Here is a 10,182-nt window from a genome sequence, read left to right as displayed (position 1 = left end):
CGCCCACCCCGAGCCCGAGCCGGACGACCGCCCCCAGCGCGGGCACGGGGCTGCCGCCCGGATTCAGCACGTACCACTCCCCGGAGGGCTTCTCCGTCGCTCTCCCCAAGGGCTGGAAACCGCTGGAGACCCTGCGCCAGGACGACCTGGCGTACCGCGTGACCTTCGGCGCCCCCGGCGACCCGCGCACGCTCGCCGTCACCTACAGCGAGGCCGTCGGCACGGACGCCGTGGCCGTGTGGCGCGACACCGTGGAGCCGGGGCTGAAGGACGACCCCGGCTACGAGCGCCTCGGCGACATCCTCGCGACGACCTACCAGGGCCGCGAGGCCGCCGACATGCAGTGGGTCGAGGACGTCGACGGCACCCGGGTGCGCACCTTCGGCCGGGGTTTCCTCATCGGCGGGGGCCGCGGCTACTCGCTGCGCTGGACGACCCCGGCGGCCGACTGGAACAAGGACGCGAACCAGCAGGCGCTCGACACCTTCCTGCGCACGTTCCGGGTGCCCTCACCCTGAGTGCGCCCGGTCCCGCGGTGCGGGTCCGGTGATCCGTCGTGCGGGTCGGCGCGGGCGTTCGCTCGGGGGCGCGGCATGCTCGCGCACCCGGCCGGGGTGTCAGGGGTGGTCGAACAGCGTGACCACGCTCTGCGGTGCCTCCGGGCCGAAGAAGGTCTCCAGGTTCCGCGCCGAGCGAGCGGCGGCGTCGGCGCTCCGCGGGAAGAGCCGCTCCTCGTAGGCGCCGAGCGCGACCTCGGCGTCCCGTTGTCCGATCAGCTCGCCGGCCAGGTCCGCACCGTCGAACATGGCCAGGTTCGCGCCCTCGCCGGCGAAGGGCGACATCAGATGCGCGGCGTCGCCGACGAGCGTCACCGCGGGCACCCTGTCCCAGGTGAGCCCGACGGGAAGGACGTCGATGGGCCGGAGCCACGGTTCCGCGTCGCTCTGCGTCACGAAGGCGGTGAGCAGGGGCGACCAGCCGTCGAACTCGTCGGCGAGACGGCCGAGGCCCGCGGCCGGGTCGGCGAAGTCGATCGACCTCACCCATTCCTCCGGCCTGTTCAGCGCCACGTACCCGCGCACCTGCCCGTCGGCACAGCGGTGGGCGATGATGCCCTGGCCCGGGGCGACCGCCATCAGCGTGCCGCTGCCGATCGCGGCCACGCTCGCCCGACGGTTCCGGCCGCCCGAGGTGAGGGCGATCTCGACGAAGCAGGTTCCGCTGTAGAGGGGCCGGGCGGGGGTGAGCAGCGGACGCACCTTCGACCAGGCGCCGTCCGCGCCGATGACGACGTCGGCGTCCGCGGTGGACCCGTCCGCGAAGGCGAGCACGTAGCCGCCCTCCGGACGGTGCCGGACCGAGACGAGGCGGTGGCCCCACCTGATCGTCCCGGGCGCCAGCGAGTCGGTGAGCAGGCGCCTGAGGTCGCCACGGTCCACCTCGGGACGGGTCGAGGCGGGGTCCGCGGGCCTGTCGAACAGGATCGTGCCGTGGCGGTCGACCACGCGCTTGGCGTCCTCGCCCGGGCGGACCAGAGCGAGGAACTCGTCGTACAGGCCGGCTGCCCGCAGGGCGACCTGGCCGGTCTCCTCGTGGATGTCGAGAAGGCCGCCCTGTGTGCGGCTCGTCGCCGAGGTCTCGGCCTCGTAGATCGTCGTGGCGATGCCGTGGGTCTGAAGCACCCGGGCGAGCGTCAGCCCGCCCGGGCCCGCTCCGATGACGGCGATGGTCTTGTGCACGGTGCGCTCCTCTGTAGCGCCGACACGCGTCGGCGAAGGTCAGCGCCGTGAGCGGACGGGGTGTCCGGTCCCGGCAGGAGACGCTCACCGATCAGAACCATCTGCATCGATGTATGCGCGATGCCCGGAAGTGGATCTGCGGGACATCGTTTTTCGCGACCCGACGACTATAGCCCGGCATCTATAGCCCGGCATCGGCAAGTGACCCGGGCCGCCCCACGCGTTCAGGCCGGGCGCGGCGCCCGCATCCGCCGCAGCGGGCCGCCGTGCAGGGGCTGGGTCCGCCACCGCGCGGTGAACGTCCGGTCCCCGAGCGAGCAGGTCACCAGCAGGTGGTGCGGGGTCTCCAGGAACGCCACGTGCAGGGCGAGGGTCTCCGCGTCGGTCCAGCCGCCGCTCACCGCGACGGGCACGGGCTCGTCGACGACCGTCCAGCCGCTCTCCCCTCCCCCGAGCCGCAGTTCCAGCCGGTCGCCGTCGTCGACGAGGGTCACCAGGCCCGCCGGGTCCACCTCTATCGCGGTCAGCGTCGGCTGGTCGGCGCAGGTACCGCCGGACGGCGTGAGCGCGGTGTTCCAGTCCTCCGCGTGGCCGGCGGGGGCGGGCTTGCCCTCGGCGGGCGGCAGGGCGAGCCGTGCCAGGCGGTCGGCCAGGGCCGCGTCCGCCGCGCCGTCGCCGGGCAGCGGACCGGCGCCGAAGGCGGGCAGCAGATGCTCCCGGACCAGGTCCAGGACCCGCTGCATCTCCTGGGTCTGCGAGGTGATCGCGAGGACCGCGTCCTGCTCGGGCAGCACCACGCAGAACTGCCCGTAGGCCCCGTCACCGCGGTAGCCGTGCCGGCCCATCCAGAACTGGAAGCCGTAGCCCTGCTGCCAGTCCGGCCAGCCGTCCACCATCGGCGTCTCGTGCGCGATCTGGACTCGCGTCGCCTCGGCCACCCACGACTCGGGCAGCAGCCGCTCGCCCTGCCACACGCCGCCCCGCAGATACAGCTCGCCGAGCCGGGCGATCGCGTCGGTCGTGGCGTGCAGCCCGCTGAAGCCGAGCTCGCGGCCCCCGCGGTCGGCGGTCCAGGCCACCTCGCCGATGCCGAGCGGATCGAACAGCCGGGGCCGCAGGTACTCGGTGAGCTTCTGGCCGGTGACCCGCTGGACGATCGCGGCCAGGGTGTAGGTGGCGGGCTGGTTGTAGGCGAAGACGGTGCCCGGGTCCCGGTCCGGCGGGACCAGCAGGAAGCCCCGCACGAGCTCGTCGCGGTCCTGGGCGCGCGCCCGGTCCAGCGTCTCCTCCACGTGACCGCTGGCCATCGACGCGACGTGCCGCACGAGCATCGCGCGGCTGCGCGGGTCGGTGATGTCGGCCTCGAACTCCGGGAAGTACGAGATCACCGGGTCGTCCAGCCGGATCAGCCCCTCGGCGACGGCGAACCCGGCGGCCGTGGCCGTGAAGCTCTTGCTGAGCGAGTACAGGAGCTGGGGCCGCCGCGAGGCGTACGGCGCCCACCAGCCCGAGGCCACGACCTGGCCGTGGCGCAGCAGCATCAGGCTGTGCGGCTCCAGCTGCGGATCGGACTCGAGGGCGTCGAGGAAGGCCGTGATTCCGGAGGGGTCGACACCCTGGGCGGCGGGGGTGCTCGTGGGCAGAGAACTCATGGCCGCATCCTCTCTCGCGCACCGGTCTTGATCGAGAGAGTTGTCGGCCTTGATCGGGAGAGTTTCGGAAGCCCGTTTTCCCCACCGGTCACCGGGGACCCGGCCTCCATGGTGCAAATCGGGTACACGATGATGACCGAGCAGGCCGGGCCCCGTGAGCTGGTGGGCCATGTGGTGCGGGCCGAGGAGGTGGGCTACGACTTCTCGGTGACCTCGGACCACTACTTCCCCTGGCTGCGGTCGCAGGGACACTCGCCGTACGCGTGGAGCGTGCTCGGGGCGGCCGCCCAGGCGACCTCGCGCATTCCGCTGATGACCTACGTGACGTGTCCCTCCTTCCGCTACCACCCGGCGGTGGTGGCGCAGAAGGCGGCGACCATGCAGCTCCTGTCCGAGGGCCGGTTCCGGCTGGGACTGGGCTCGGGCGAGAACCTCAACGAGCATGTGGTGGGCGGCGGCTGGCCGACGGCCGACGTGCGGCACGAGATGCTGGAAGAGGCGGTGGAGATCATCCGCGCGCTGTTCCGGGGCGGGCACGTGAACCACCGCGGGACCCACTTCGACGTGGAGTCGGCCCGGCTGTGGGACCTGCCGGACGAGCCGCCGCAGATCGGTCTGGCGGTCTCCGGCGAGCAGTCCTGCGCCCTGGCCGGACGTCTCGCCGACCTCGTCATCGCCACGGAGCCCAAGGCGGGCCTGCTGGAGGCCTTCGACCGCCACGGCGGCGAGGGCAAGCCGCGGGTGGGCCAGCTGCCGGTCTGCTACGACCCCGACCGGGACACGGCGATCAAGCGGGCCCACTCCCAGTTCCGCTGGTTCGGCAACGGCTGGAAGGTCAACGCGGAACTGCCGCACCCGGATTCCTTCGAGGCGGCCACCCAGTTCGTCACCCCCGACGACGTGGCGGCGTCGATCCCGTGCGGTGACGACCCCGACGCCTTCGTCGAGGCCGTGCGCCCGTACGCCGAGGCCGGCTTCACCGAGGTCGCGCTGGTGCAGATCGGCGGCGACTCCCAGCACGGGTTCCTGGACTGGTCGGAGAAGACTCTGCTGCCCGCGCTGCGCGACGCGTTCGCCTGAACCCGTCGGCTGCCGGGGCCGTACCCGGGGGTGCAATAGGCTTCCGACCCGCACAGCGTGCGGTCCGAACGAGCCTGACCAGGAGAAACACCCGTGACCCTAGCGATCGACCCGTCCGAGGCACCGGCCCCCCACTCCGCCGGGACACCGGCGGAGCCGTCCTCCGCCCCCCTGAGTGACCTCGTCGCGCGGGACGCCCGCGAGTTCGGGGTGTACGCGCGGACCGGCGGATGGGCCTTCGGCCTGATGGTGGCGCGCAGCGTGCGGCCCGGCGGCCAGAGCGCGGACGAGACGCCGAAGGTGTCCGCGAAGGAGTTCGCGGAGCTCGCCGGCTGCTCGCCCGAACGCGTCATGCGCTACTACAAGGCCTGGGACCGGGCCGCCGACGACGGCATGGTGCCGCACTTCGAGGCGCTGGCGCCGGGCCAGGAGGTGGAGCTGCCGGACGCGGACGTGTGGCTGAGCTACTACGTCTCCCGCAACAGCGCCGGCTCCGAGCGCGGCACCGCCATCGCCGAGGCCGCGGAGGCCGAGGGCATCCGGCCGACCAAGGCCCTGGAGGTCGCCGAGAACCCGACCGCGCTGCGGGCCGCGATCCTCGCCGACCCCTCCACCGCCCGGGCCGCGCGCAGCGCGCTGCTCGACCGGATCAAGGAGGACCCGGAGCTGCAGGCCTCCCTGGCCCGGGACGTGGTGCGCACGGACGATCTGAAGAAGGCGGTGGCCACCGAGAGCAGGGCGGCCGACCGGATCGGATACGTCCGCCAGATCGCCGAGTCCGGGCAGGTCAAGACCCCGGCCGGGCAGACCATCGACGCGCCCGTGGACCTGCGCCAGGAGGCCGAGCGGCACCTGTCCCTCCTGGAGGAGCTGGAGGAGGACGAGGACACCGGTGAGTGGGCGGCCGAGGCGTTCGACACCATGAAGTCCCTCGTCGCCGAGGCCGTGGAGGCCGATCCCGAACTGCGGGTCCAGGAGCGGCGGACGAAGTTCTACAACAGCCTGCAGAAGGCCACCAAGGTGTTCGAGGAGCTGACCTTCGACGACGCCCAGGACTTCTACGAGGACGACATGGTCCAGCAGCTGGAGGAACTCCAGCAGGCCATCGCCTCGTGCATCACGGCCCTGCGCACCGCGAAGGGGAATCACCCGGACGGCTGAGCATCTTGGCCGTGGGAGGGGTACTAGAGGGCTCTATGTCGTTCTCCCCGGAGGGCCCCAGGTGAACTCCTTCGTCCACAGGACCGCGCACAAGACTCTCGTCGTGCAACTGCAGGCGGGCGGCACGGGCCGGTGCCCCGTGCTCGCCCACCTGGGGTACGACGCGGCGGACCCGTTCGCCGTCACCGCGGTGTTCAGCCATGACGGCCGGGTGCTGGCGCGCTGGCGGCTGGACCGGGAGATGCTCGCCGAGGGCCTGCGCGGCCCGGTCGGGGTAGGGGACGTGCGCTTCAACCCCGCCTCGACCGGGGTGTGGGAGGAACTGCGCATGGAGTTCTACGGGGAAGCCCACTCCGACGGGGGCCGCCAGCACGCCGTGGTCTTCGCGTGGGCCCCGGCGCTGGCGGCCTTCCTGCGCGAGACCCGCGAGATCGTGCCGCCGGGTCAGGAGGAGGTCAGAGTGGACGACTTCCTCGCCTCGGTCATCGCGGGCGGCTGAGCCGGGGAACGGAGACAGGGACGACCGCGTACGCGGCCTGAGTAGCCGTACTCATGCCGTCGTCGTCCCCCTGCCCCGACGATGGGGGCTCCTACGACAAGGAGCACTTCATGACCGCTGTGCGCCGGCCCCTGCCGGTCCTGCTCGCCTGGGCCGTGGTCACCGCGCTGGCCTTGTCCGCGTGGGGCCCGCGCGACCGCACCACCTGGTTCCTGGAGACCGTGTGGGTCCTGGTCGGGCTGCCGCTGATCGTGCTGCTGTGGCGCCGCTTCCCGCTGAGCGACCTGCTGTGCTGTCTGCTGGCGGTCCACGCGCTCGTGCTGATCGTGGGCGGCCACTACACCTACGCGCAGGTCCCGCTCGGCGACTGGGTGCGCGACACGTTCGGCCTCGACCGCAATCCGTACGACCGTTTCGGCCACCTCATGCAGGGCTTCGTGCCGGCGGTCCTCGTACGGGAACTGCTCGTGCGGACGTCCCCGCTGCGGGGCAGCCGCTGGCTGGCGCCGCTGACGGTGTGCGCGTGTCTGGCGTTCAGTGCCGTCTTCGAGATGCTGGAGTGGGCGGCCGCGGTGACCGGCGGTCAGGCGGCGGACGCCTTCCTGGCCACGCAGGGCGATGTGTGGGACACCCAGTGGGACATGTTCTGCGCGCTGATCGGCGCCACGGTGTCGGTGCTCGTGCTGAGCCGCGTGCACGACCGGCAGCTGGACGGGCCGCGCCTCAGTCCGCCGTGTAGCGACGCCGGGTCCACAGCGGCAGCGCGAACCAGCACAGCAGGTACCAGGCCACGACACCCGTGACGAGCCAGGGCACCCAGCCGTCGTGGGTGGCGACGCGCAGGATCAGCAGGAGGGCGGACGTCATGGTGACCAGCAGCAGGAGCAGGCCCACGAAGGTCAGCCGCGAGGCCCACTGCACGGCCTGGGGTTTGATGCGCTGGCCCGAGACGAGGCGGTGCAGCGACACCGGCCCGATCAGGGCGCCGGTCGCGCAGGCGCCCAGCACGACGGTCACGATGTAGATGACCTGGTCGGTGTGGGCCAGGTTGTCGTACTTCGGGGTGAAGACCACGGTGAGCAGGAAGCCGAACAGGATCTGGACACCTGTCTGCGCCACCCGGACCTCTTGGATGAGCTCGGCCCATTTGCGGTCCGCGCGCTCTTCCTCGGTCTCGTCGCGACCTGTACGTCCACCCGTGTCGACCATGCCGTACAGATATCCGGTGACTGATCGTTCAAACAGACCGGCTCCGGGAGCGGCGAGCGGCCGGTTCCCGGAGCCGGACGTGGTCACCAGCGGTTCTCGACCTGGTCCTTCACGCGCCGGTCGTAGAGGTCGCGGATCGCCGCGAGGGTGTCCTCGGACAGCGGCGGCAGCTTGGCGGCGGCCGCGTTGGCGCGGGCCTGCTCGGGGTTGCGGGCGCCGGGGATGACCGTGGTGACACCGGGCTGCTCGATGATCCAGCGCAGGGCGAGCTGGGCCGGGGTGTAGCCCTCGGGGGCGAGCGCGGTGAACTCGGCGGCGGCCTCGACACCGGTGGTGTAGTCGACGCCGGAGAAGGTCTCGCCGACGTCGAAGGCCTCGCCGTGCCGGTTGTAGGCGCGGTGGTCGTTCTCCGGGAAGACGGTGTCCTTGGTGTACTTGCCGGACAGCAGACCCGAGGCGAGCGGGACGCGGGCGATGATGCCGACGCCGGCCTCCTGTGCGGCGGGCAGCACCTCGCGCAGCGGCTTCATGCGGAAGGCGTTGAGGATGATCTGCACGCTGGCCACCCCGGGCCGGGCGATCGCGGTCAGCGCCTCCTCGCAGGTCTCGACGCTGACGCCGTAGTGGGCGATGCGCTCCTCCTCGACGAGGGTGTCGAGGGCGTCGAACACCTCGTCGCTGGAGTACACGGGGGTCGGCGGGCAGTGCAGCTGGACCAGGTCGATGCGGTCGACGCCGAGGTTGCGCCGGGAGCGGTCGTTCCAGGCGCGGAAGTTGTCGAGGACGTAGTTCTCGGGGATCTGGTCGACGCGACGGCCCATCTTCGTCGCGACCAGCACATGCAGGTCGGGCCTGCCGCGGAGGAACGTGGCGATGGTCTGCTCGCTGCGTCCGTCGCCGTACACGTCGGCCGTGTCGAAGAAGGTGACCCCCGATTCCGCGGCCGCCTCCAGTACCGAGAGGGCTTCCTTGTCGTCGACGTCTCCCCAGTCGGCCCCCAGCTGCCAGGTGCCGAGTCCGACCACGGATGCGTGCTGCTGCGACCTGCCGAATGTGCGCTCTTCCATGGGGTCAGTCTGTCATCCGCCGCCGACGTGCGCGGAACGGGTCGCTCCGGGGCGGGACCTGTGCATTGTTCACTCGCACGGGTGACACGCCGCTCCGTGGAGGATGCACGTGTCAACGTCCGCCTAGCGTGACCCCGTGACTGATCGTTCCGTGAGCAACCAGCCGAGCAACCACCCGCAGGACACCCCCTCCTGGACCCGTCGCGGCTTCCTCATGAGCGCCGCCGCCCTCGCCGCCGTACCGGTTCTGCTGCCCGCCGATCCGGCGGCCGCGGCCGAGGAGCTGCCCGGTTTCCCGGTGGGTGTGGCACTGCGCCGTTCGGCGTACCGCAACTGGGTCGGCGAGATCACCGCCGACGGACTGTGGGCCTGCGTGCCCACCGGCCCGGACCAGGTGGTCGAGGTCGTCAACTGGGCCTGGCGGCACGGCTGGCGGGTCCGCGCGCGGGGCTCCTCGCACGGCTGGTCGCCCCTGACCGTCACGGAGGGCACCGCCTCGGACGCGCCCGTCCTCCTCGTCGACACCGCTTCCCACCTCACCGGCCTGTCCCTGGACTCCGCCTCCGCGGTGCGGGCCGGTGCCGGCGTCACGCTGGAGGAGCTGCTGACCTATCTGGAGGACCACGGACTCGGGGTCACCGCGGCGCCCGCGCCCGGCGATCTCACCCTGGGCGGCGCCCTGGCGGTCGACGCGCACGGCACCGCCGTTCCGGCCGACGGGGAGACGCGGCTGCCGGGACAGACGTACGGCTCGCTGAGCAACCGCATCCTGTCGCTGACGGCGGTGGTCTGGGACGAGGACAGCGGGGCGTACGCGCTGCGCACCCTCGGCCGCACGGAGGCCGACAGCGCGGCGCTGCTCACCCATCTCGGCCGGGCCCTCGTCACCGAGGTCGTGCTGCGGGTGGGGGCGAACAGCAATCTGCGCTGTGTGAGCCGGGTCGACATCCCGGCGGCGGAGCTCTTCGCCGCGCCCGGCGCCGACGGGCGGACCTTCGCGAGCTTCCTGGAGAGGTCCGGGCGGGTCGAGGCGATCTGGTTCGCCTACACGGAGTTCCCGTGGCTGAAGGTGTGGAGCGTGGCACCGACCAGGCCGCTGACCTCGCGGCGCGTGACCGCGCCGTACAACTACCCCTTCTCCGACAACGTCCCGACCGTGGTGGCGGACCTGGCCGGGCGGATGGTCTCGGACGCGGCCTGGTATCTGGCTCCGGTGCTCGGGAACGCGCAGCTCGACGTGGCGACCGGGGGGCTCACGGCGACGCTGTCGGCGGACATCTGGGGACCGTCGAAGAACACGCTGCTCTACATCAGGCCGACGACGCTGCGGGTGACGGCGAACGGCTACGCGGTCCTGACCGGCCGGGACCAGGTGCAGCGGGTGGTCTCCGAGTTCACCGACTTCTACCGCGAGCGCCTTGCCGCCTACACGGCTGAGGGGAAGTTCCCGGTCAACGGCACGGTGGAGATCAGGGTGACCGGGCTCGACGACCCGGCCGAGGCCGAGCTGGAGGGGGCGCGGGCCCCGCTGCTGTCGGCGCTGCGGGCGGACCCGGCGCATCCCGAGCGGGACACGGCGGTGTGGCTGGACATCCTGACGCTGCCGGGCACCCCGCACGCGGAGGCCTTCCTGCGGGAGATCGAGCAGTTCCTCTTCGACGGCTACGAGGGGACGCGCGTCGAGTGGTCCAAGGGCTGGGCCTACACCGACGACGACGTGTGGGCGGACGAGGAGGTGCTGGGGACGGCGATTCCCGGGTCGCTCGGTGAGGCGG

General features: G+C 72.1%; 9 protein-coding genes and 1 pseudogene. 6 read left to right on the top strand and 4 right to left on the bottom strand.

Features of this window, described 5'->3' with window-relative positions:
• A pseudogene (locus EHS43_RS26825) lies at nt 1–518 on the top strand (serine/threonine protein kinase); the annotation flags it as partial.
• Nucleotides 519–617: 99 nt separating this feature from the next.
• On the opposite strand, the gene EHS43_RS26820 reads toward EHS43_RS26825, so the two are convergent.
• Together EHS43_RS26820 and EHS43_RS26815 are read right to left on the bottom strand one after the other, a co-directional pair.
• The gene (locus tag EHS43_RS26820; protein WP_125193321.1) at nt 618–1,739 is read right to left on the bottom strand and encodes an NAD(P)/FAD-dependent oxidoreductase; all 1,122 of its coding nucleotides are present in this window, start codon (nt 1,737–1,739) and stop codon (nt 618–620) included.
• 224 nt (nt 1,740–1,963) lie between these two features.
• Nucleotides 1,964–3,391 carry a serine hydrolase gene (locus tag EHS43_RS26815; RefSeq protein WP_125193320.1) on the bottom strand — a complete coding sequence of 476 codons (1,428 nt, stop codon included), beginning with the start codon at nt 3,389–3,391 and terminating at the stop codon, nt 1,964–1,966.
• 108 nt (nt 3,392–3,499) lie between these two features.
• On the opposite strand from EHS43_RS26815, the gene EHS43_RS26810 reads away from it, so the two are divergent.
• The 4 genes from EHS43_RS26810 (at nt 3,500) to EHS43_RS26795 (ending at nt 6,934) form a co-directional block, all read left to right on the top strand.
• Nucleotides 3,500–4,471 (top strand): LLM class F420-dependent oxidoreductase, encoded by a 972-nt coding sequence (locus EHS43_RS26810; RefSeq protein WP_125193319.1) that lies wholly within the window; start codon nt 3,500–3,502, stop codon nt 4,469–4,471.
• Nucleotides 4,472–4,564: 93 nt separating this feature from the next.
• A complete protein-coding gene (locus EHS43_RS26805) occupies nt 4,565–5,632 on the top strand; it encodes a hypothetical protein (protein ID WP_125193318.1) in 1,068 nt (355 codons plus the stop codon).
• A 61-nt stretch (nt 5,633–5,693) separates the two neighbouring features.
• Nucleotides 5,694–6,131, top strand: coding sequence for an SsgA family sporulation/cell division regulator (locus EHS43_RS26800; protein ID WP_125193317.1), 438 nt, complete (start codon nt 5,694–5,696; stop codon nt 6,129–6,131).
• Between the two features lie 110 nt (nt 6,132–6,241).
• Nucleotides 6,242–6,934, top strand: a complete 693-nt coding sequence (locus EHS43_RS26795; RefSeq protein WP_125193316.1) for a DUF2238 domain-containing protein — start codon at nt 6,242–6,244, stop codon at nt 6,932–6,934.
• Here EHS43_RS26795 and EHS43_RS26790 read toward each other — a convergent pair.
• A complete protein-coding gene (locus EHS43_RS26790) occupies nt 6,855–7,340 on the bottom strand; it encodes a DUF6328 family protein (RefSeq protein ID WP_125193315.1) in 486 nt (161 codons plus the stop codon). The genes EHS43_RS26795 and EHS43_RS26790 overlap by 80 nt on opposite strands.
• A gap of 83 nt (nt 7,341–7,423) precedes the next feature.
• Nucleotides 7,424–8,407: an aldo/keto reductase gene (locus tag EHS43_RS26785; RefSeq protein WP_125193314.1), complete on the bottom strand. Its 984-nt coding sequence runs from the start codon at nt 8,405–8,407 to the stop codon at nt 7,424–7,426.
• A 214-nt stretch (nt 8,408–8,621) separates the two neighbouring features.
• Between EHS43_RS26785 and EHS43_RS26780 the strand changes: the two genes are divergently transcribed.
• The coding region (locus EHS43_RS26780) for a cholesterol oxidase substrate-binding domain-containing protein (RefSeq protein ID WP_125193322.1) at nt 8,622–10,182 on the top strand (1,561 nt) is incomplete at its 3' end.

Origin of the sequence: Streptomyces sp. RP5T (assembly GCF_003933965.1) — a bacterium.
Taxonomy (GTDB): domain Bacteria; phylum Actinomycetota; class Actinomycetes; order Streptomycetales; family Streptomycetaceae; genus Streptomyces.
The sequence above is the reverse complement of the archived record's forward strand: the minus strand, read 5'-3'. Positions and strand labels throughout refer to the sequence as shown.

What these genes read in the sequence shown, in the direction of transcription:
- EHS43_RS26815 (WP_125193320.1), bottom strand. Translation starts at nt 3,391, where the DNA reads ATGAGTTCTCTGCCCACGAGCACCCCCGCCGCCCAGGGTGTCGACCCC.
- EHS43_RS26810 (WP_125193319.1), top strand. Translation starts at nt 3,500, where the DNA reads ATGGTGCAAATCGGGTACACGATGATGACCGAGCAGGCCGGGCCCCGT.
- EHS43_RS26795 (WP_125193316.1), top strand. Translation starts at nt 6,242, where the DNA reads ATGACCGCTGTGCGCCGGCCCCTGCCGGTCCTGCTCGCCTGGGCCGTG.
- EHS43_RS26790 (WP_125193315.1), bottom strand. Translation starts at nt 7,340, where the DNA reads ATGGTCGACACGGGTGGACGTACAGGTCGCGACGAGACCGAGGAAGAG.
- EHS43_RS26785 (WP_125193314.1), bottom strand. Translation starts at nt 8,407, where the DNA reads ATGGAAGAGCGCACATTCGGCAGGTCGCAGCAGCACGCATCCGTGGTC.